21 protein-coding genes are annotated in these 21317 nt (G+C 64.3%); 12 read left to right on the forward strand and 9 right to left on the reverse strand.

The genetic code is table 11. The features are described 5' to 3' along the window. Position 1: 1 nt before the first annotated feature. A complete protein-coding gene (locus Q0925_RS03390; RefSeq protein WP_299331915.1) occupies positions 2-1114 on the reverse strand; it encodes an OBG GTPase family GTP-binding protein in 1113 nt (370 codons plus the stop codon). A 367-nt stretch (positions 1115-1481) separates the two neighbouring features. On the opposite strand from Q0925_RS03390, the gene Q0925_RS03395 reads away from it, so the two are divergent. The 5 genes from Q0925_RS03395 to Q0925_RS03415 all read left to right on the forward strand — a co-directional run bounded on the left by Q0925_RS03395 (position 1482) and on the right by Q0925_RS03415 (position 4958). Continuing rightward, positions 1482-1844: a DUF7541 family protein gene (locus tag Q0925_RS03395; protein WP_299331916.1), complete on the forward strand. Its 363-nt coding sequence runs from the start codon at positions 1482-1484 to the stop codon at positions 1842-1844. Between the two features lie 72 nt (positions 1845-1916). Beyond that, on the forward strand, positions 1917-2210 hold the full coding sequence (locus tag Q0925_RS03400; protein ID WP_299331918.1) for a DUF6684 family protein: 294 nt from the start codon (positions 1917-1919) through the stop codon (positions 2208-2210). Positions 2211-2330: 120 nt separating this feature from the next. Beyond that, on the forward strand, positions 2331-4076 hold the full coding sequence (locus tag Q0925_RS03405) for a cbb3-type cytochrome c oxidase subunit I (protein ID WP_299331968.1): 1746 nt from the start codon (positions 2331-2333) through the stop codon (positions 4074-4076). A 189-nt stretch (positions 4077-4265) separates the two neighbouring features. Continuing rightward, a complete protein-coding gene (locus Q0925_RS03410) occupies positions 4266-4529 on the forward strand; it encodes a DUF7520 family protein (protein ID WP_299331920.1) in 264 nt (87 codons plus the stop codon). A 33-nt stretch (positions 4530-4562) separates the two neighbouring features. Beyond that, on the forward strand, positions 4563-4958 hold the full coding sequence (locus tag Q0925_RS03415; protein ID WP_299331922.1) for a universal stress protein: 396 nt from the start codon (positions 4563-4565) through the stop codon (positions 4956-4958). Here the strand turns inward: Q0925_RS03415 and Q0925_RS03420 are convergent. From Q0925_RS03420 to Q0925_RS03450, 7 genes are all read right to left on the reverse strand, one after another. After that, the gene (locus Q0925_RS03420; protein WP_299331924.1) at positions 4955-5638 is read right to left on the reverse strand and encodes a thioredoxin family protein; all 684 of its coding nucleotides are present in this window, start codon (positions 5636-5638) and stop codon (positions 4955-4957) included. The two genes, Q0925_RS03415 and Q0925_RS03420, sit on opposite strands and share 4 nt — an antisense overlap. Beyond that, the gene (locus tag Q0925_RS03425) at positions 5635-6378 is read right to left on the reverse strand and encodes an ABC transporter ATP-binding protein (protein WP_299331926.1); all 744 of its coding nucleotides are present in this window, start codon (positions 6376-6378) and stop codon (positions 5635-5637) included. The genes Q0925_RS03420 and Q0925_RS03425 overlap by 4 nt, the downstream gene beginning before the upstream one ends. Then, the gene (locus Q0925_RS03430) at positions 6375-7133 is read right to left on the reverse strand and encodes an ABC transporter ATP-binding protein (protein ID WP_299331927.1); all 759 of its coding nucleotides are present in this window, start codon (positions 7131-7133) and stop codon (positions 6375-6377) included. The genes Q0925_RS03425 and Q0925_RS03430 overlap by 4 nt, the downstream gene beginning before the upstream one ends. Next, positions 7130-8221, reverse strand: a complete 1092-nt coding sequence (locus tag Q0925_RS03435; protein ID WP_414652086.1) for a branched-chain amino acid ABC transporter permease — start codon at positions 8219-8221, stop codon at positions 7130-7132. The genes Q0925_RS03430 and Q0925_RS03435 overlap by 4 nt, the downstream gene beginning before the upstream one ends. Continuing rightward, on the reverse strand, positions 8218-9159 hold the full coding sequence (locus Q0925_RS03440) for a branched-chain amino acid ABC transporter permease (RefSeq protein WP_299331929.1): 942 nt from the start codon (positions 9157-9159) through the stop codon (positions 8218-8220). Before Q0925_RS03440 ends, Q0925_RS03435 begins: the two co-directional genes overlap by 4 nt. A gap of 135 nt (positions 9160-9294) precedes the next feature. Next, complete coding sequence (locus Q0925_RS03445; protein ID WP_349254382.1) at positions 9295-10698, reverse strand: substrate-binding protein; 1404 nt, start codon at positions 10696-10698, stop codon at positions 9295-9297. A 63-nt stretch (positions 10699-10761) separates the two neighbouring features. Continuing rightward, positions 10762-11433, reverse strand: coding sequence for a haloacid dehalogenase type II (locus Q0925_RS03450; RefSeq protein WP_299331930.1), 672 nt, complete (start codon positions 11431-11433; stop codon positions 10762-10764). A gap of 83 nt (positions 11434-11516) precedes the next feature. Here Q0925_RS03450 and Q0925_RS03455 point away from each other — a divergent pair, with 83 nt between their 5' ends. The 3 genes from Q0925_RS03455 to Q0925_RS03465 all read left to right on the forward strand — a co-directional run bounded on the left by Q0925_RS03455 (position 11517) and on the right by Q0925_RS03465 (position 14000). Beyond that, positions 11517-12272 (forward strand): GNAT family N-acetyltransferase, encoded by a 756-nt coding sequence (locus Q0925_RS03455; RefSeq protein WP_299331932.1) that lies wholly within the window; start codon positions 11517-11519, stop codon positions 12270-12272. A gap of 100 nt (positions 12273-12372) precedes the next feature. Next, complete coding sequence (locus Q0925_RS03460; protein ID WP_299331934.1) at positions 12373-13872, forward strand: sodium:solute symporter family transporter; 1500 nt, start codon at positions 12373-12375, stop codon at positions 13870-13872. Beyond that, the gene (locus tag Q0925_RS03465) at positions 13869-14000 is read left to right on the forward strand and encodes a hypothetical protein (protein WP_299331935.1); all 132 of its coding nucleotides are present in this window, start codon (positions 13869-13871) and stop codon (positions 13998-14000) included. Before Q0925_RS03460 ends, Q0925_RS03465 begins: the two co-directional genes overlap by 4 nt. 12 nt (positions 14001-14012) lie before the next feature. Here the strand turns inward: Q0925_RS03465 and acs are convergent, their stop codons facing one another. Then, a complete protein-coding gene (acs, locus tag Q0925_RS03470) occupies positions 14013-16007 on the reverse strand; it encodes an acetate--CoA ligase (protein ID WP_299331938.1) in 1995 nt (664 codons plus the stop codon). A gap of 203 nt (positions 16008-16210) precedes the next feature. On the opposite strand from acs, the gene Q0925_RS03475 reads away from it, so the two are divergent. The 4 genes from Q0925_RS03475 (at position 16211) to Q0925_RS03490 (ending at position 21203) form a co-directional block, all read left to right on the forward strand. Then, positions 16211-17983: a 2-oxoacid:acceptor oxidoreductase subunit alpha gene (locus tag Q0925_RS03475; RefSeq protein WP_299331940.1), complete on the forward strand. Its 1773-nt coding sequence runs from the start codon at positions 16211-16213 to the stop codon at positions 17981-17983. Further along, on the forward strand, positions 17980-18843 hold the full coding sequence (locus Q0925_RS03480) for a 2-oxoacid:ferredoxin oxidoreductase subunit beta (protein ID WP_299331942.1): 864 nt from the start codon (positions 17980-17982) through the stop codon (positions 18841-18843). Before Q0925_RS03475 ends, Q0925_RS03480 begins: the two co-directional genes overlap by 4 nt. A 233-nt stretch (positions 18844-19076) precedes the next feature. Further along, positions 19077-20312, forward strand: coding sequence for a digeranylgeranylglycerophospholipid reductase (locus Q0925_RS03485; protein WP_299331943.1), 1236 nt, complete (start codon positions 19077-19079; stop codon positions 20310-20312). A 108-nt stretch (positions 20313-20420) separates the two neighbouring features. Continuing rightward, the gene (locus Q0925_RS03490; protein ID WP_299331971.1) at positions 20421-21203 is read left to right on the forward strand and encodes an aldo/keto reductase; all 783 of its coding nucleotides are present in this window, start codon (positions 20421-20423) and stop codon (positions 21201-21203) included. Positions 21204-21317: the final 114 nt, after the last annotated feature.

The raw sequence follows: 21317 nt of genomic DNA on the forward strand, positions 1-21317 counted from the left end.
TCTACCGTCGGGCGACGACGCGCATCACGTCCTCGTCGTGTAGTTCGTGGTCGCGGCCGACCTGTTGTTCGTCATGCTGTGCGCTCGACCCGGTGACGCGGGCGAAGCGGAACCGCTCGTCGAGCGTTCCGCCGAGTTTGGAGAGGGCGTCGCTGACGGTGTGTTCGTCGCGCCGGAGAACGAGGGGCTCCTCGTAGTCGACGCCTCGGCTCGGCTTGTCCATGTACACGCGGATGAGTCCGAGGGCGTCCCAAATCTCGTCTTTGAGGGCGTCGAGCCCACGCTCTTCCTCGGCGCTGATGAAGATCACGTCCTCCGGGTCGAGGCCGTGGTCGCGGAGCTCCTTTTTCACCGTCGGGAGGTAGTCGGTGTCGATCAGATCGGCCTTGTTGACCGCGACGATCGAGGGGAGGTACACGCGGTTGTCCTGAATCCCGTCGATGAGTTCGTCGATGGTGCAGTCGCCACGGATCGTCACGTCGGCGTTGACGTAGCCGTGTTCCCGTAGAACGCTCTTTACCGTGTTCTCGTCGAGTTCGACGTTGTCCGTGGTGGTGACACGCAGGCCGCCCTTGCCGGTCTTGTTGATCGAGAGATTTGGCGGTGACGTATCGAGGCGGACCTTGTTTGCGTACAGTTCCTCGCGGAGGCGGTCGTACTGTTGGATCTCGAACACCGAGAGGAGAAAGACGACGAGGTCGGTCGTCCGCACGACCGACAACACCTCCTGTCCGCCGCCGCGGCCGCCGGCGGCGCCTTCGATAAGCCCCGGCACGTCGAGGACCTGGATGTTCCCGCCGTTGTGTTTGAGCATCCCGGGGTTGACATCGAGGGTCGTGAACTCGTACTCGCCGACCTCGCTTTCGGCGTTCGTGAGGGCGTTGAGCAGGGTCGACTTGCCGACGCTGGGAAATCCAACCAGTCCGACCGTCGCGTCGCCGGTCTTCTCGACGGCGTACCCCTGCCCGCCACCGGAGGAGGCCTGGCGTTCGAGCTTCTCCTTTTTTTCCGCGAGCTTCGCCTTCAGCCGACCGATGTGCTGTTCGGTCGACTTGTTGTACGGCGTCTCGGCGATCTCCTCACGGAGGTCCTCGATCTCCTCCTCCAAACCCATTACCCGACGTTCCGCCGTCGCCGTCGAAAAACCTGTTCTTTCGTATTGGCTCGACCACCACGGCGAGCGACCGGCCGGCCGAACACCGGCACCGGTGTCTCGGTTCCGGGTCGGCGGTGACACCCCGTAACGTCAGATCGGGTGCGAGACAGCGCCCGGAGTGTCACCCCTGTGGGTCGCTCGTCCGGGCCGGGAACCCCTGACCGCCTTCGCGATCACGGTGTTTGCGGCCGGCAAGGCTCCTCGCACCACCGGGAGCCCGACCGAAACCGAAGGGCTCGGTCGGTCTTCGAACCACGTGGCGCCGACATCGCGTGATCGAGCGGCGTGTCGACACGTTTTCTACGGTCGCTTGCGTAGGTCGTGTATGGACGAGCAACCGGGGTTGAGCGATCAGTATCGGCGGGCGAGTCCGTGGCCGTTGTTCGTCGCGTTGGGCATCCCGATCGCCGAGGTCGGCATCCTGTTTGACGTCTTCGCCGTCGCCGTCGCCGGCCTGCTCTTGTTCTGTGGGAGTGTGACGGGCATGCTCCGCGAATCGGGGTACGCAGAAACCCCGTGGCGGCCCCTCGGCGCGTTCGCAATCCTGCTCTTTGTCGTCGGCGGGACGCTCGCGTTCACCGACGTGAATCTCGTGACGCGAGGGTACGCCATCATCACGGCTGGGGGCCTCTTGGCCGCCGCCGGAATCGGGGGGGAACTGTTCGTTCCGAAAAGAGAGGCGGTCTGACAGCGCGTGTCGGTTGTAGAAGGTTGTGGAGCGATGAAAACCTATTTGTCCGGGGTGTGCTATGAAGCAACCATGGCGAAGACCGTGTTCGACAAGGAGATGTTCCTCGATCTGGTGGTGAATTTCATCCCGCTGTTCATCCTCCTGTTTTTCATCGTCGGATACACCGTATACAACCCGTTCGGAATCGACACGACGTTCAGGAGCCTCCAGTACGCCCTGATCGTGACGCCGTTCATCATGCTGACCATCCTCACGTACCTGTCGGCAAAGGCAATCGGAACGAGCGAGCGGGACGCGCCGGTGTACCTGCCGGGCGGCGCGACGGTCGACGGTGCCGAACCGGTCGAAGAACACGAGGAGTAGTCCGGCGATCCGCGTGCGGTCCGGCGGCCGATGGGTCGTGGCGCACCCGAATATTTCTTAACCCTGGGTTCCTGAGCACTTCCCATGCAAATCACCGGACAGTTGGCGTTGACGGTGGTCATGGGGTTGTTCCTCGTGGTCATCGCCGCGTGGCTCGCGCAGATCGAGGACTGGCGGTCGTACACGCCGATCGGGAGCGGCGGGGCGACCGGCGAGTCGGGGTACGTGTCGAAGGAAAAGCCGGCCGGAATCAGTCGCTGGCTGACAACAGTCGATCACAAGGACATCGGCCTGTTGTACGGTGCCTACGGCGTGATCGCGTTTGTCGTCGGCGGTCTGATGATCATGCTCATGCGGATCGAACTGCTCGATCCGGAGATGACGCTCCTGTCGAACTCGTTCTACAACTCCCTGTTGACGAGTCACGGGATCACTATGCTGTTCCTGTTCGGGACGCCGATCATCGCGGCGTTCGCGAACTATCTCGTCCCGCTTCTCATCGGTGCGGATGATATGGCCTTCCCCCGGATCAACGCCATCGCTTTCTGGCTGCTTCCCCCCGGCGCTTTGCTCATCTGGGCCGGCTTCTTCCCGCTTGGGGACATCGTTCCCGCCCAGACCGCGTGGACGCTGTACACGCCGTTGTCAGCGGGCGTCGGCGGCGGAAGTCAGGCCAACGCCGGCGTCGACCTGATGATCCTCGGTCTCCATCTCACCGGCGTCTCGGCGACGATGGGGTCGATCAACTTTATCGCGACCATTCTCACCGAACGCGGCGAGAAGGTGACGTGGGCCAACCTCGACATCTTCTCGTGGACGATTCTCACCCAGTCGGGGCTGATTCTCTTTGCGTTCCCGCTGCTGGGGAGCGCGCTGATCATGCTCCTGCTTGACCGGAACCTCGGGACGACCTTCTTCGCCATTGAGGCCGGGGGGACGATGCTGTGGCAACACCTGTTCTGGTTCTTCGGCCACCCGGAGGTGTATATCCTGGTCCTCCCGCCGATGGGCATCGTCAGTTACGTGCTCCCACGGTTCTCCGGGCGACGGCTGTTCGGGTTCAAATTCGTCGTCTACTCCACGCTCGCCATCGGTGTGCTTTCCTACGGCGTCTGGGCCCACCACATGTTCGCGACGGGGATGGATCCCCGCCTGCGTGCCTCGTTCATGGCGGTGTCACTCGCTATCGCCATCCCGTCGGCGGTGAAGACGTTCAACTGGATCACCACCATGTGGAACGGGCGGGTTCGGCTGACGACGCCGATGTTGTTCTGTGTCGGCTTCATCTCGAACTTCATCCTCGGCGGCGTCACCGGTGTCTTTCTGGCGTCGATCCCGGTCGATCTGGTGCTCCACGACACGTACTACGTCGTCGGCCACTTCCACTACATCGTCATGGGAGCCATCGCATTCGCCGGATTCGCCGGGCTCTACTACTGGTTCCCGATGTTCACCGGGCGGATGTATCAGCGCCGCCTCGGGAAGATCCACTTCTGGACGTGGATGATCGGGTCGAACATCACGTTCTTCGCGATGATCGTCCTGGGCTACGGCGGGATGCCCCGTCGGTACGCAACGTACCTGCCGCAGTTCGCGACCTTCCACCAGGTGGCGACGCTCGGCGCGGTGCTGATGTTCATCGGCGGTCTCGTCTGGACCTACAACTTCGTCGTCTCGTGGCTGGAAGGTCCCAAGGTCCAAGACGGTGACCCGTGGAACCTCCGCGAGGACGGCATGTACACCAACGAGTGGCAGTGGTTCGAGAACAAACAGGAGACGGCCCTCGCCGACGGCGGCGACGAGGAAGAAGCGGTCACGGACGGTGGCACGACCGAGGCCGAGGCCGAAGCCGAAGCCGAGGACTGAGGCCGCGAGGGGTTCGGAAGTTTCTAAACCGCGAGCAGGATTCCGGTTGCGAACATCAGAAGTGCGATCCCTCCGAGGATGAGTCCGAGGAGGTCCGTGTTGCTCATATCTCAGGTCACGACGCGTACGGGCAAAGGCCCATCGATCGGAATGGAAAACGCTAATCCGTCGGCTCACGCATGTGACGACGTGTCCGAGACGCAGACGCAAACGCACCTGAACGGTCGCCGGTTCGTGTTGTTTCTCTACGTTACCATCGTCGTTATCGCCGGGGTGTTCGGGTTCGTTCTCGGGGAGGTGGTCGACATGGGAGCGGCGCCACGGCTCTTCTTTCTCATCACCCTTCCCCCGACCGGCGTCGGGTTCGCCGTTTACGGCGTGGGGACCATCGCGGTCGTGCTCGGAGTGCCGTTGTCACTCGTCGCGGCGCTCTCGCGGCGGGCGGAGGAGTAAAGACATTTGAGTGTAGCAGACCGAGCGATAGATATGTATGATGTCGTGATCGGCGTTGACGACAACAAGCAACGAGCGGTTTCGTGTGTACGCGCCGCCGCCGACCTCCCGGGAGACGCGTCGGAGAAGCGCATCACCCTCATTCACAGCTTTACCGACAACCCGAGCGGCGCATCCGCGACCCAGCTCGGATCCGTCCGCGAGGCGACCGAGATACTCGAAGAACACGGCATCGACGTGCGGGTGACCGAGTCGAGTGGCGATCCGGCCGATCAGATTCTCGACGCCGCCGAAAAGGAAGACGCCGACCTCATCGTCGTCTCGGGGCGCAAGCGCTCGCCAACAGGCAAGGCGCTGTTCGGGAGCGTCACACAATCCGTGATCCTGAGCGCCGATCGGCCGGTGATGGTCGCCGGCGACGTGAACTAGTACACCTCGTCGAAGCGGTCGGCGTACTCCGATGGCGGCTTACGGCCGGCGATGGTCGTGGCGAGGCTGCCATCCCGGAAACAACAGACGGCAGGGGCGGTGTCGACCGCGAACGTCCGGCGGAAATCGGGGACGGCTTCGCCGTCGACACCGGCCACGGCGACGCCGTCGGGAAGTTCCGACAACACGTCCTCAAGATCCGTTTTCAATGCCTTACACGGCGTACAGTCGTGTCGCCACACGGTAACAACGGCGTCGGAGGCGTCGTCAAGAAAAGCCTCCCACTCGTCGTCATCGAGTGCCGCAACCGCGTCGGGGACGGGTGATCCGACCGAGATCTGTGCGGCAAGCGCCGCCATGACACCCAGTCGCTCGTCGCCGACGTCGTCGAGACTGGACCGCAACGTGAGGTACGCGATCAGTTCCTCGCGCGTGACCTCGCCGTTGTCGAACCTCGCCGACGCGGTCGCCTCGTCGATGTCGAAGAGATCGGTGATCGTCTCAACGATCACAGCCTCGTCGGCATCGGCGTAGGTGTCGCGGTAGATGCGACGGGTCGATTCGAGAGTCTCCGTGGCGACGAGCGTTCCGTCGGGGAGTTCCTCGACGAGCCCCGCGTCGATCAGGTCGTCAAGCGCCGCCTCGGGGTCGAGATTCGAGTCCGGATCCGCGTCGGTCATACGCCGAGGTACTGTTCTCGGGTCTGTTCGTCCGCACGGAGCTCGTCGGCACTTCCCCGGAAGACGGTCGCGCCCTGATCGACGACGTACGCCCGGTCGGCGATGTTGATCGCGGCGGCGGCGTTTTGCTCAACCAGAAGTATCGTCACCCCCTGATCGTTGATGCGCTCGATTGCCGACTCAACGTCGTCGACGATCTGTGGGGCGAGTCCCTCGTACGGTTCGTCCAGAAGGAGGAGATCGGTGCTCTGTTTGAGCGCACGGGCGATGGCGAGCATCTGTTGTTCGCCACCGGAGAGTGTGCCGGCGATCTGTGTCTTTCGTTCTCGGAGCCGCGGGAAGTCGTCGTACACCTGGTCGGTGGACATCGACTGACCGGTTGAGGTAAGCCGCCGCCGCCACGTGTTGGAGGCGTTGCGCGACACGTCGGCAATCTCGAGATTCTCCGCAACGGTGAGGTTGGCGAAGACCCGCCGTTCCTCGGGCACCAGCGAGATGCCCTGCATGGCGACGTCGTCCGCGTGCATTCCGGTAATATCGTCGCCTTTGAACTGCACCGTTCCCTCCTCGACGGTAGGGGGTTTCGCTCCGGAGATCGACCGGAGCGTCGTCGTCTTGCCGGCGCCGTTGCGACCGAGCAGAGCACAGATCTCGCCCTCTTCGACCGTCAGCGAGAGATCACGCAGGATGTGGCTCTCGCCGTAGTAGGCGTCGATCGAGTCGACCTCAAGCAGGCTCACAGGTCGACACCTCCGAGGTAAGCCTCCTGAACCTCGTCGTCGCCCCTGATCTCGTCGGGTGTCCCTTCGGCGATGATCTGTCCGCGGTTGAGAACGACGATCCGATCGGAGATCCGGAAAACGATCTCCATGTCGTGTTCGATAAGAACGAACGTCAACCCGAGTTCGCGCTTGACCTCCTCGATCAGGTCGACGGTCGACTCCGTCTCCTCCGGCGACATGCCCGCCGTGGGTTCGTCCATCAGGAGCAGGTCCGGTTCGGCCGCGAGCGCGATCCCGATTTCGAGCCGTCGTTTGTCGCCGTACGGCAGGTCGGCGGCCGTCCGGTCGGCCTGGCCGAGTAGTCCGACGGCGTCGAGGGTGTCGGTGGCTCGGTCGTGGACTCCGGTGAGGCTCTCGCGGTGTTGGAGAAACTTGAACCCGAACGAGCCGTTTTCGGCCGCAAGCGCGGCTATCTCGGCGTTTTCCCGGACTGTGAGTTCGGAGAAGATCGACGCCGTCTGGAACGATTTGCTGATGCCCATCTGAACCACCTCGTGAGGGTCGCGGCCGACGATCGACTCCCCTTTGAACTGGATATCACCCTCTGTCGGGTCGAGGCGGCGCGTGATGAGGTTGACGAGCGTCGACTTTCCGGCTCCGTTAGGGCCGATGATCGAGACACGTTCGTTCTCCTCGACCGAGAGGTTCACGTCGTCGGTGGCGACGAGGCCGCCGAACTTCTTGACCAGTCCGTCGGTTTTGAGTAGCGTCACTGGTCGTCACCGCCGGTGATGTAGTCCCGAACGTCCTGGAAAAAGCCCCAAATCCCCCGCGGGAACGTCCAGATGGTGATAACGAACACCAGCCCGAGGATCAGGTGCCAGAACGGCCCGACCGTATCGAAGCCGCTGACGATGTTCTCGACGTACAGGTAGAGTCCGGCACCGATGATGGGCCCGAACAACGACCCTGTCCCGCCGAGAACGGTCATGATGACCACCTCGCCGCTCTCGGTCCAGTACAACGACGAGAGCGGAACGTACGACCCGTGGATGGTGAACAGGCTGCCGGCGATGCCGGCAAAGAGCCCGGAAAGAACGAACGACATCAGCTTGTACCGCCAGACGTTCAGGCCGACGAACTTGGCACGCTGTTCGTTCTCCCGGATCGCACGGAACACCATGCCGTACGGCGACTGAAGGATTCGGTAGGCCAGCGCGATACAAAGGAGCGTCAGAACCGCGACAAAGGCGTACAGGGTGGTCCCGAGCAGTTCCCCGAGTATGGACGGAAGGTCCTCCTCCAGCGGGATCATGCCGAACAGTTCGGCGGTTTCGACACCGGTGAACCCGTTCTCGCCGTCGGTGATGAACGCGAGCGGCGAGGAAGCCATGTAGAACAGCATCTGGGCGAACGCGAGAGTGAGGATGGCGAAGTAGATGCCGCCGCGGCGAAGCGAAAGAAATCCAAGAACCCACGCCAGAAGCACGGCGACGAGTGTGCCGGCAACGACCATGAGCACCGGCGATCCGGTGACGTGTTGGCTGAAGACGCCGGCCCCGTACGCCGCGCTCCCCCAGAAGGCCGCGTGGCCAAAGGAAAGCAGTCCGGTGTAGCCGAGCAGCAGATCGAAGCCAAGCGCGAAGATACCCCAGATGAGGATGAGCGTCGTGAGACTCTGGTACCCCTGAAGCACGTCGCTCACGACGGGCATCCGCGCAAAGACGAACGGGAAGAGTGCGAGAACGATGGCCGTCGCGATGAGGGTCTTGAGTTCGTTACCATAGAGCGTAAAGACGCCGGGCACGTCGGCAGGTGTCTCCTCGCCCGTCTCGGCCGCTGTGGCGGGTTCGTCGCTCACGGCGCCACCTCCTCTTCACCGAGAAGTCCCTGTGGCCGAAGGAGAAGCACGATGGCCGCGATGGCGTAGAGACCGACCTGTGCCCACGCCGAGTACGTCGACACGAGGATGGCCTGCGTGATGCCGAACAAGGTTCCGCCGAGAACGGCACCGGCGATGGACCCGACACCGCCGATGACGACCGTCAGGAAGGCGGGGACCAGGATTTCGTTACCGATGGTCGGGTTGACGGGATTGAGTGGACCGCCGACCACCCCGGCGACACCCGCAAGTGCCGCTCCGATACCGAACACGAGAAGATACGGGCGGCTCAGGCGAATACCGAGCAGTTCGACCATCTCCGGGTCACGGGTCCCGGCACGAACCACGAGGCCGAAGTCGGTGTACTCAACGAGCAGGTAGACGATGAGAACGAGAACGGCCGTGATGCCGATAACGTAGTACCGCCACTGCGAGATCGGGATGGCGGAGAGAAATGGCACCGACGGTGCGCCCTGTGCCCACGTCGGCTGGCTGAACGGGAGGCTACCAGATCCGAACATCGCCCGGAACAGCTCCTGAACGATGATTGCCAACCCGAACGTAACGAGGATCTGGTCGGTGTCCGGGCGGTTCTTGAACGGTTCGACGACCAGCCGCTCCATCGCCAAGCCGACAACGAACACGACCACCGGGACGAGAAACAGTGCGGGGATGTAGCCCAGACCGAGACCCAGTTGGCCGTAGCCCCACTCCGCGAGAAGCCCGCTGGTGAGATTGACATCCAACGCGAGCAAGAGGCCGGCGTACGTGCCGATCAGATACAACGCCCCGTGGGCGAAGTTGACGAACTTCAGCGTACCGAGGATGATCGACAGTCCCACCGCGAGCAGGACGTAGATGGCTCCCTGCTGAAGTCCGTTCAGGAGGATCGTGATCACCTCGATGTGAAAGCTCATCGATGCACCTTGTTCGGTCTCCCCCGGTCAGCCGATCGACGGGGTGAGGTTACCGATATCATGTCTGTGTACAGATTGATCATTGTCGACTATAATGTTGTGTTGTCGGAAAGCGGCCAGCGAAAGGGGTGGTGGCTACTCGTCTCCGTACTCGCCGAGGGAACACGCCGCGGCAGGACCGGCGTCGCACCCGTATCCGAGGTCGTCACGGCCGGTCAGATTGACGAGTTCGTAGTACTGTCCCGTCTGCTGTTCGGACTCCGGCAGCCCACGGACGACCGGTACGTCGCGCTGGGCCTGATGATCGCAGGCGCGCATCGTCTCCGCCCCCATACCGATGTTGTCGTACTCGTACCCTTCGAGTTCGCGGATGACCTCCGGCGGGTAGAACGTCCCGGCGCGCTCGACGGCGGCCGCGTACTGGAGCGTCTGGGCGTAAGCAAGCTGTGCCGGTCCCGAGGGGATGCGGTCGTACTCGTCTTGGAACGCCTGGAGAAACTCTTGGGATGGCGTGTTGTCGATCTGAGAATCCCACGCGACGGTGCCGAACACGCCATCGATGGCGGCGCCCGCAGCCTCGGCCATCGGCCGGTTGTACAACGGGACGACGAGTTCCATGTCCTCGTCCAAGCCGGCGTCGACCGCCTGACTCACCGACGTTGCGCCGTCCAGTCCGTAGTGGTCCAGCAGAAGCACGTCGGCCCCGGAGTTGGACGCTTCGGAAAGGTACGACGAGTAGTCGCTGGTCCCGAGCGGCGTGGCGACGGAGTCGATCTGTTCCCAGCCGGCCTCGGTCAGGAACTGGTTCATCGACTCTTCGACGGTCTGGCCCCAGCTGTAGTCGGCGTAGAGCTGGTAGAACTGCAGATCCTCGCCGTACTCGTCACGGAGGACCGGCGCGAGCGCCTGCCCGGTCATGTAGGCGTTGAACACCTCGCGGAACCCGTAGCGGACGCAGTTCTCCCCGGTCGTGTCGTTGGAGTGGGTCAGACACGCCATGAACATGGTCCGTTCGCGTTGACACAGCTCCTGGACGGCGATGGCGACCGCCGAGGAGGAGCCGCCGGTGACCATGATGACCTCGTCACGCTGGATCATCCGCGACGCCGACTGGCGCGCGGCGTCCGCGTCGGTCGCGGTGTCGCCGCTCACCGAGTCGATCTGGTAGTCGAGTACACCGTCACCTGAAAGATCGTCGAACTGGGAGTCGACCCACCCGCCGCCGTTGTTGAGATGGTCGACCGCGAGTTCGTACGCCCGGAGTTCGTCCTCCCCTTCGGAGGCGTATGGGCCGGATTGTGGGACGTTGAAGCCGAACACCGCCGTATCGCCTTCGATGGGGTAGTTGCCGAGTTCGGGAAAGTCCGACCCGCCATCGCCGCCGCCACCGTCACCGTCGCCGCCGCCACCGCCACCGTCACCGTCGCCGCCGCCACCGCCACCGGAACAGCCTGCCAGTCCGGCCAGGCCAGCTACACCAGCCGCGCCGGCCGCCTTGAGCACGTCACGCCGATCCGCACCACCACTATTGCTAGACATACAGTGTGTGGCGGCGACAATATTAATAATAGTTTCTGTTGGACATGATGCGATCGGTGAGCCTCACCGGAGACCGTCGGCAACGGCGGGAAGCGCCGACACCCGAGTGTCGGGGGTTGCACCGATGGTCTCCGGGGGGTCACGGTGGCGGTTGATCCACGTGGTCGCCATCCCCGCGTTCCCGGCCCCGGCCACGTCCCACGCGTTGGCGGAGACGAGTCGACACTCCTCGATGGGCCGGTCGAGCGTCTCCGCAGCGTGGGCGTACACCGCGGGGTCGGGTTTGAACGTCCGAACGCCGTCTGCGCTGACGACATCGTCGAGGTGGGCCCGGAGTCCGGCGTTCGAGGCGAGACGGGAGAGCATCTCGGGGTTGCCGTTCGAAAGCACGACAACCTCGTGGCCGGCGTCGGAGAGTCGGTCGAGCGTCGCGGCCGCCTCGGGGAACGGAGCGAGGTGGTCGTACGCCGAGCGGATCCGATCACGGACCGTGACCGCCGGGTCGAGGTCGTACGCCGCGAGCGCGTAGTCCAAGGCACGGGCTGTGAGCTCCCAGAACGGTTCGTACTCGTTCATCTGTGCGCTCTGATATGAGTACTGGAGCTGTTTTCGCCGCCACGTCTCGTCAACCGCCGCGACCAATCGGTCGGAAATGTCGAGTTCCGCGCCGAGACGGTCCCGAACGCTACTCGTGTCACACAGCGTCCCGTACATGTCGAAACAAAGCCCGGCCATACGGACACAACAACGACCGGCCTTTTATTCATTCCCCGTCGAACGGCGACCATTTAAGACTCGGGGTCGCCCACGTGCATCGTATGGACATCCGCGAGGCCACGACGGCGGATATCGAGGGGATCAGGACGGTTGCCCACCACTCCCTCGCAGCGTCGTACGGGCACGTGTTGGAAGACGACATCATCGGACAGGCCGTCGAGCGGTGGTACGACGAGGAAACCCTCGCCGACGACCTCAACGACGCCGACACCGAGTTCCTGGTCGCAGCCGGCGACGACCGCCTCGTCGGCTTCGCGCAGTGTTACGTGGTCGACCGCCGGGACGTCGTCGGCGAAATCGACTGGCTCCACGTCGAACCCGACAGTCGAGGGAGCGGTCTGGGGGACCGATTGCTCTCGGCGCTCGAACGACGACTCCTCGAACACGGTGTCGGCCGGATCGAGGGGCGTGTGCTTGCGGACAACGAGGCCGGCACCGACTTCTACGAGAACGAGGACTTCGAGGCTGTCGGCGAGCGGACGGTTGAGGTCGGCGGCGAACCGTTCGTCGAACGGCTCTACTCCAAGTTCCCCGACACCGGCGGCCGACAGGTGCTCACCGAGGCCGCGACTCTCCCCGACGGCCGGCAGGTGTACGCCGCCCTCGATGAGAGCCTCCGTGGCTCCGATGGCCCGTTCTACACGGTGTATCTCGACCGTGACCGCGACGAGCGCTACGGCTACCTCTGTGGGAACTGTGACAGTTTCGCCGTCTCGATGGACACGATGGGGCGGGTCGTCTGCAACGACTGTGAGAGCAGACGCAAGCCGACCCGGTGGGACGCCAGCTACCTGTAACGGTATTAGTCGGTTATAACACAAAGTATTATAGCGTCGGCAACACACCAGCGGCCATGCACACGCCCGGAACGGTCGCTCGGTTCGGTGGTGGGGCGACGTGGTGAGAACGATTGTGTTGTTCGGACTGCTGACCGTCGTGTTGGTCGCCTTCACCGCGTTCGGCGCGTGGTTCGCCCGCGGACGAATCGAGACGGTTGAGGACTACATCACCGCCCGGAACTCCACCGACGGCGGAGCGTTGACCGCCACCCTCGTCGCGTCCAGTATGGGGGCGTGGATCCTCTTCAGTCCCGCCGAGGCGGGCGCGGCGTTCGGCGGTGTGACCGCCGTCGCCGGCTACGCCGCCGGGTCGGCACTCGCACTGGCCGCCTTCGCGGCGCTTGGCCCCCGAATCCGGGGGCTGATCCCCGACGGGCATAGCCTCACGGAGTACGCATACGCCCGCTACGGAACGGCGATGTACGGCTACGTTCTGGCGGTAAGCATCGCCTACATGTTCGTTTTTCTCGCCGCCGAGTTTACCGGCATCGCGGGCGCGCTCTCCTTGCTCGCGGGCGTTCCCGGGTGGCAGACAGCGACGGTCGTCGGCGTCACCGTTCTCGCGTACACCGGCTACGGCGGGCTCCGTGCGAGCATGGTCACCGACACCGTTCAGACGGTGCTTATCCTGCCGCTGTTGATCGTGAGCGTCGTCGTTACACTCCTGTCGTTGGGTGGCACCGACGCCGCTCACGCCGCCATCGTCGACGCCTCGCCGGAGCTGCTCGCGGTGGGGACACCGGCCGGCGTCGAGTTCGGCGTTTACGTCGTTGTCGCCGTCGTCGGTGCGGAGATGCTGAATCAGGCGTGGTGGCAGCGCGTGTACGCCGCCCGCGACGGGCGGACGCTCCGGCGGTCCTTTCTCGTTGCCGCCGTCGCCGTCGTCCCCATGGTTCTTCTCGCCGGCGTGTTCGGCCCCGTCGCCGTCGGTCTCGGCCTCGTCGAGGGGCCGGGCGATGCCAGCGTCGCCTTTTTTCTCGTCGTGAACGAGGTGTTGCCCGACACCGCGGTGGCCGTCGTTGCCGTTCTCGCGACCCTGCTCGTCATTTCCAGTGCCGACACGCTCTTCAACGCCATCGCGAGCATCGTCACCGTCGACCTCCCTCGGGTGTTCGACGTCTCCGACGCCGGCTTGACCGCGGCCGCCCGCGGGGTGACCGTTGTCGTCGCCGCCGCAGCCACCGTCATCGGCGCGCAAGGCTACTCGGTGCTCACGCTTTTTCTCCTCGCCGACCTCCTTGCGGCGGCGACGTTCATTCCGCTTCTCCACGGGCTCTACTCCTCGCGGGCGTGGTCGGGCGGGGCGCTTCTGGCCAGCGGGGCCGGACTCGTTGTGGGCATAGCCTTCTTTCCACCGGCACGGGGCGTGCTCCCGCTCTCGGCGCTCCCCGCGGCCGCTTATTTCAACGCCTTTCTCGGGGCCGCGGCCGTCTCGACGGGGCTGGCCGTTCTGACGGCACGGCTCGTCGACCGGCCGTACGACCTCAACCGGTTGAGCCGCGACATCCGTCGGCTCGACGACACCGACGTGTCGGCCGACGGAGGGTCGGACCGATGACGGCGGCTTTGTCCCCACTCGGCTTTGCCACCTTGGTCTGGGGAGCGGTCGCGCTGGTGGGTGTCGTCTTTCTGTACGAACTGGTGGCCGTGTGGCGCGAACGGAAACCGGAAGCCGAAACCGGGTAGCGCGGCCGTGCCTCAGTCGCCGCTGATCTTACCCTGGATGTCGTCGACGATGTCGGGGTTGCGAAGCGTCGACGTATCGCCCAGTTCGGCCTCGTTGGCGATGTCCTCTAACAGACGGCGCATGATCTTGCCGGATCGGGTCTTTGGCAGGTCAGGTGAGAAAACCACCTGTTCCGGGCGTGCGATCGGGCCGATGGCGTCCTCGACGCCCGCGACGATGCGCTGGCGGAGGTCGTCGTTTTCATCGTAGCCCTCCTCGGTGATGACGTAGGCGTACACCGCCTCCCCTTTCATCTCGTGGTCGCCGCCGACGACCGCCGCCTCGGCGACGCCTTCGACGCCGACGATGGCCGACTCGATCTCCATCGTCCCCAGTCGGTGGCCGGAGACGTTGATCACGTCGTCGACGCGGCCGAGAACGGTGATGTAACCGTCGTCGTCGATCTTCGCGCCGTCCTCTGGGAAGTACACCCAGTCGTCGGGGTCCGAGCTATCGGTGTCGGAGTACTCGGCCCAGTACTCCTCGATGTACCGCTCGTCGTTGCGGTAGAGGGTGCGTAGCATACCGGGCCACGGCTTCTGGACCGTGAGATGGCCGGCACGGCCGGCCGCCACCTCGTCGCCGTTCGTGTCGACGATCTGTGCGTCGATACCCGGGAGGGGCGGTCCCGCGCTCCCGGGTTTCATCGTTTTGACGCCCGGAAGGGTGGTGACCATCATCCCGCCCGTCTCGGTCTGCCACCACGTGTCCACGATCGGACACTCCTCGCGGCCGATATGCTTGTAGTACCACTTCCACGCCCGCGGGTTGATCGGCTCCCCGACCGTTCCCAGCAGTCGGAGGCTGGAAAGGTCGTGACGCTCGGGGTACTCAGTGCCCCACTTCATAAACGCCCGGATGGCGGTCGGCGCGGTGTAGAGTTGGGTCGCGTCGTAGTCGTCGACGATCCGCCAGAGGCGGTCACGGTCGGGGTGGTCGGGTGTCCCCTCGTACATCATCGTCGTCGTACCGAGCGCGAGCGGTCCGTAGACGATGTATGAGTGGCCGGTGATCCATCCGATATCCGCCGAGCAAAAGTACGTGTCCTCGGGTTTGATGTCGAGCACCGCCTGCCCGGTCCATGCGGCCCACGCGAGGTAGCCGCCGGTGGTGTGTTTCACGCCCTTTGGCTGGCCGGTCGTCCCGGACGTGTACATCAAAAAGAGCATGTCCTCGGCGTCGCGCCGAACCGGATCGACCGTCTCGCCCTCGTGGGCGGCGACGAGGTCGGCATATGTCTGCTGGTTCGCTGCCAGGTCGTGGCCGAAGCCGTCGCCGTCCAGCAGTCGTTCGGCGACGATCACGTCCTCGACGTGGCCCTCGACGCCGTCGAGGCCCTCGGTTGCCTTTTCGAGGTGGTCGAGCGGGTCTCCCCGGCGGTAGTAACCATCGCAGGTGACCAGATACTCCGAATCGGCAGCGTCCATCCGGGTCGCCAGCGCGTCGGCCGAGAACCCGGCGAACACGACGCTGTGTGGCGCGCCGATGCGCGCACACGCCAGCATGGCGATGGGAAGTTCGGGGATCATCGGCATGTACATCGTCACCACGTCGTCCTCGCTGACACCCAGATCCCGCAGTCCCGCGGCGAACTCGTTGACCTCGCGGTGGAGTTCCTCGTAGGTGTAGGTTCGGTTGTCCTCCTCGACCGGTTCGCCGACCCACTCGATAGCCGCCTCGTCGCCACGCTCCTCGAGATGGCGGTCGAGACAGTTGGCCGACGCGTTCAGCTCTCCTCCGGTGAACCACTCGTAAAACGGCGGGGTCGAGTCATCGAGTACCTGCCCGTACTCCGTGTCCCAGTCGAGTAGGTCGGCGGCCGTTTCCCAACACTCCGGCCAGTTCTCCTCGAACTCCTCGTAGATTCCCTGATCCGAGACGTTCGCCTGTTCGACGAACGCGTCGGAGGGATCGAACGCCGCCTGTTCTTCGAGGCGCGCCTCCAGTTCGATGTCATCGTCGGACATATCTCGTAATGAATTTTCAAACCATTCGGCATAAACCTACGCCACCGGATCGGGGTGGGTCGGTGTCGGACCGGGCGGTGCCGCCGTGCCCCGGCGGTGACGGAGCCGACCCCCCGACCACGAGCGCGATTACTGTCCGTTTTTGCGGGAATCCGAACCATTCAGAAGGCTTTTGCCCGGTCCGATGATAAGTCGCCTACAGCATGCCTGCGGACTTCAACTGGGCGATCGGTGGCGAGGCCGGCGACGGCATCGACTCCACCGGGAAAATCTTCGCCCAGGCGCTTTCGAGGGCCGGTCGGCACGTGTTCACCTCAAAGGACTTCGCGTCGCGGATTCGCGGCGGGTACACATCATACAAGATTCGGACGGCGGTGTCACAGGTCCAGAGCGTCGTCGACCGCCTCGACGTTCTCATCGCGTTGACTCAACGCACCATCGACGAGAATCTGAACGAACTCCACGAAGGGAGCGTTATCATCTACGACGGGGACCGGACGACGATGCAGGACGTCGAAATCCCCGACGGGATGATCGGTCTCGATGTCCCGCTGAAGGGACTCGCGGAGGAGGCCGGAGGGGCGATTATGCGCAACGTCGTGGCCCTCGGCGCGGCATGTGCGGTCGGCGAGTTCCCGATCGAGAACCTCGACAGCGCACTCGAAAAGCGGTTCGGCGACAAGGGACGGTCGATCGTCGAAAACAACATGACAGCCGCACGGAAAGGCCGGGACTACGTCGAAGCGGAGTTCGATGCGGACTTTGGCTACGACCTCGAGTGTACCGACGAGAACTACGTGCTCCTGAACGGCGACGAGGCGATCGGCATGGGCGCTATCGCCGGTGGCTGTCGGTTCTACGCCGGCTACCCGATCACGCCCGCGACGGCGGTGATGGAGTATCTCACGGGTCGGATCGAACGCTACGGTGGCCACGTCGTTCAAGCCGAGGACGAACTCTCGGCGATCAACATGGCCCTCGGGGCGGCACGGGCCGGCGCACGGGCCATGACCGCCACCTCCGGGCCGGGGATCGACCTCATGACCGAGACGTTCGGGCTGGTGGCGACAAGCGAGACGCCGCTGGTCATCTGTAACGTGATGCGGTCCGGCCCCTCGACCGGAATGCCGACCAAACAGGAGCAGGGCGACCTGAACGCCATGCTTTACGGCGGCCACGGCGAGGTACCGCGGTTCGTTCTCGCGCCGACGACCATCGCCGAGTGTTTCCACAAAACCGTCGAGGCGTTCAACCTCGCGGAGAAGTACCAGATCCCCGTCTACCTCACCGCCGACCTCTCGCTTGCGGTCACCGAACAGACGTACGCGCCGGAGGAGTTCGACATGGACGCCGTTGAGATCAACCGGGGCAAGGTCGTCGACGAGGACACCGTCGGCGAGTGGCAGGACGAGGATGGGCGGTTCAGACCCCACGCCCTCACCGACGACGGGGTGAGCCCCCGGGCGTTCCCCGGTACCGAGGGTGGACTCCACATGTCCACCGGCCTCGAACACGACGAACTCGGCCGGCGGACGGAGGACACCGAGATGCGCGTCCAACAGGTCGACAAACGGAGCCGAAAGGTCGAGACGGCACGCGAGCGAGAACCGTTCGAGCCACGGGAGTTCGGCGACCCCGACGCGGAGACGCTCGTCGTCTCGTGGGGGTCGAACGAGGGCGCGATGGTCGAGGCGATGCGACTCCTCGAGGACGAGGACGTCGGCGTGCGGTTTCTCTCGGTTCCGTACGTCTTCCCGCGTCCCGACCTGACCGAGGCCGTCGAGGCCGCCGAAGAGGTGATCGTCGTCGAGTGTAACGCGACCGGACAGTTCGCTAACATACTCGAACACGACACGCTGACCCGTGTAACGCGGCTGAACAAGTACGACGGCGTCCGGTTCAAGGCGGACGAGTTGGCCGAGCGGATCGCGACGGCGCTCGGACACGAGGCGGCCGAAGAGGAGGTAACCCCATGAGTTCAAACGTTCGATTCACCGATTTCAAATCCGACGCACAGCCGACGTGGTGCCCGGGATGTGGCGACTTCGGCACCATGAACGGAATGATGAAGGCGCTGGCCGAGACGGGAGCGACCCCCGACGAGACGTTTATCATCGCGGGCATCGGCTGTTCGGGCAAGATCGGGACGTACATGCGTTCTTACGCCATCCACGGCGTTCACGGGCGCGCGCTCCCGGTCGGGTCCGGCGTCAAACTCGCCAATCCGGGCATCGAGGTCATGGTCGCCGGTGGCGACGGCGACGGCTACTCGATCGGCGCGGGCCATTTCATCCACGCGGTCCGTCGCAACATCGACATGACCTACGTCGTGATGGACAACCGGATCTACGGGCTGACGAAGGGGCAAGCCTCGCCGACAAGCCGTGAGGACTTCGAGACGTCGACCACGCCGGAGGGGCCACAGCAACCGCCGGTAAACCCGCTGGCGCTCGCACTCGCCGCGAGCGGTACCTTCATCGCGCAGTCGTTTTCGACCGACGCACAGCGACACGCCGACATCGTCAAACAGGCCGTCGAACACGACGGCTTCGGCTTCGTCAACGTGTTCTCGCCCTGCGTGACGTTCAACGATGTCGACACGTACGACTACTTCCGCGACCACATCGTCGACCTCACCGACACCGACCACGATCCGACCGACTACGAGGACGCCCGGTCGCGGATTCTCGACCCCGGGAAGGAGTATCAAGGCGTTCTCTACCGGGACGAAGACTCGGTCCCGTACAGCCGGAGCCACGGCATCGACGCGGACATGACGGAGATTCCCGACGGCGCGCCGGAGGACGCGACGGACCTCGTCCGCGAGTTCTACTAACCGGCACAGGGCGCCGGTGGGCTGAACGGCCGGCTCCGATCGAGTCCTACGTTCCGTGTCCTCGGCGGGCCGTTACCTGTCGTCCGCATCGTCGATCCGGTCGTGGTCGTTCGTCCGACGGGTGCCCACAGAGCGTGACGAACCTCCGTGCCTCGTCAACCGACGGATCGGTGACGGCGCGGCCGCCGACCCCGTTCAGCAAGACTGATTACCCTCTCGTAATATCGAAACATATGTCCGACCGTTTCGACGTGATCGTCGCCGGTGCTGGGCCTGCCGGGGCCCAGTGTGCGCGCGACCTCGCTCAGCGGGGGTACGACGTCGTCGTTCTTGAAGCCGAGGCCGAGGACGGGTTCCCACGCCAGAGCAACAAATCCACCGCCGGGACCTTCCACTCGATGATGGCCTCCTTCGGCGTCCCGGACGACGTGGTGATGAACTACACCGACGACGTGGTGCTCGAATCGCCGAACCATCACTACGTCCAACAGCAACCCGGCGCGGTTCTGGAGTTTGCCGATTTCAAACGGTGGTTGGTGAGCGAGGGCCGAGAACAGGGTGCGACGTACCGGTTCGACGCTCGCGTGAACGGGCCGATCATGGAGAACGGGGCGATCTCCGGCGTTCGATACGCGGGCGACGAGGAGGTGTACGCCGACATCGTCGTCGACGCCACGGGGCCTGCCGCCCCCCTCGCCACCGAACTCGGCGTGAGCGACCTCACCCGGGAGAAACAAGCCATCGGCGTCGAGTGGGAGATGGAGGGTGTCGCGGTCGACCATCCGGAGTTTGCGGACCTCACGAACTCGATGATGCTCCGTCTCGACCACGACCACGCCCCCGGCGGGTACTCCTGGATCTTCCACACGGGCGGCGACACCGCGAAGGTCGGGATCTGTTACCTCCAGAACGAGGGCCACCGGAAGTACGGCCGCGATGGCGCGGGCATCGACGACTACCTCGAAGGCTGGCTGGAAACCGACCCGCGCTTCGCCGACGCGGAGCGCATCTCCGGCAAGCAACAACACCGCGGCTCGGCGCACATCCAAATGCCCGATAATCTTTGTACCGACGGGTTCATGGCCATCGGCGACACCGTTCCGACGATCGATCCGCTGTGGGGCGAGGGGATCCACAAGGGGATGAAGTCCGGGCGGATGGCCGCCATCACCGCCGATCGGTGTTTCGCAAACGAGGAGGCGGACACCTCCACAGAGGCGATGTCGGTGTACAGCAAGCTGTGGCACAGCGAGGTCGCACCCCGGATGCGGGAACGACTTCTCATGACGGAACTGCTGTATCTCGCACCCAACGACCGGTACGACACCCTGATGTCGGATCTCAAAGCCACGGGCAGCGACACGCTTGCAAAGGCCAACGCCGGCAACGTCCGGGCGATGTTGCGACTGCTCCACCTCCGAGACATCCCCCTTCTCGGGGCGTTCGCCAAGGAACGGCTGAGCGAGTAACCGCCGGGTAGCGGCACGAACCGATCCTTCCACAACCCATTTCGGCGTCTCGCCTCTCATATCGGTATGTCTACGTCCTCGAACAACGACGTATCGCTGACGACCGAAATGCCGGCCTTGGGGCTCGGTACCTGGCAGAACACCGATCCGGAGGACTGCGCGGCGGCGGTCGCAACCGCACTGGAGATGGGGTATCGGCACATCGACACGGCACAGGCGTACGGCAACGAGGAGGACGTCGGCGACGGCATCGCACGGGCCGATGTGGCACGAGACGACGTGTTTCTGGCGACAAAGGTGTGGATCGATCAACTCGCGGCCGACGACGTGCTTGCCTCGACGGAGGAGAGCCTCCGAAAACTCGGCGTCGACGCCGTTGACCTGTTGTACGTCCACTGGCCCGCCGGCGCGTACGACCCCGAGGAGACGCTCGGGGCGTTCGAGAGCCTCCACGAGTCGGGGCTGATCAACCGAATCGGAATCAGCAACTTTCAGCCAGAAGGGGTGGCCGAGGCGGTCGAACTGACGGACGCACCGATCTTCGCCAACCAGATAGAGTGTCACCCCCTGCTCCCACAGGAGGAGCTTCGGGCCCACTGTGCAGACCACAACATCGAGGTGGTGGCGTACTCCCCGTTGGCCCGCGGCGAGGTGTTCGGCGTGCCGGAACTCCGGTCGGTGGCGGAGAAACACGGCGTCAGCGAGGCACAGGTGTCGCTCGCGTGGCTTCGCGAGAAGGGCGTCACCGCCATTCCGAAGGCGACAAGCGAGAGCCACATCCGCGACAACTGGGAATCGGGATCGCTCGGCTTGGACGACGAGGATGTGGCCCGCATCGACGGTATCGACCGCCGTGACCGACGGGTCGACCCCGACTTCGCGCCCTGGTGAAGGCAGGAACCGTCCGGTCGCCTCCTCACCCCCCGTTCGCGTCGTCCCGTTGGCACCGTCGCGGTGGCGTGGAGGCCGGCGGGCTACAAACGAGGGTGGCAACCGCAGGGCACG

Source organism: Haloplanus sp. (assembly GCF_028275055.1).
GTDB lineage: Archaea > Halobacteriota > Halobacteria > Halobacteriales > Haloferacaceae > Haloplanus.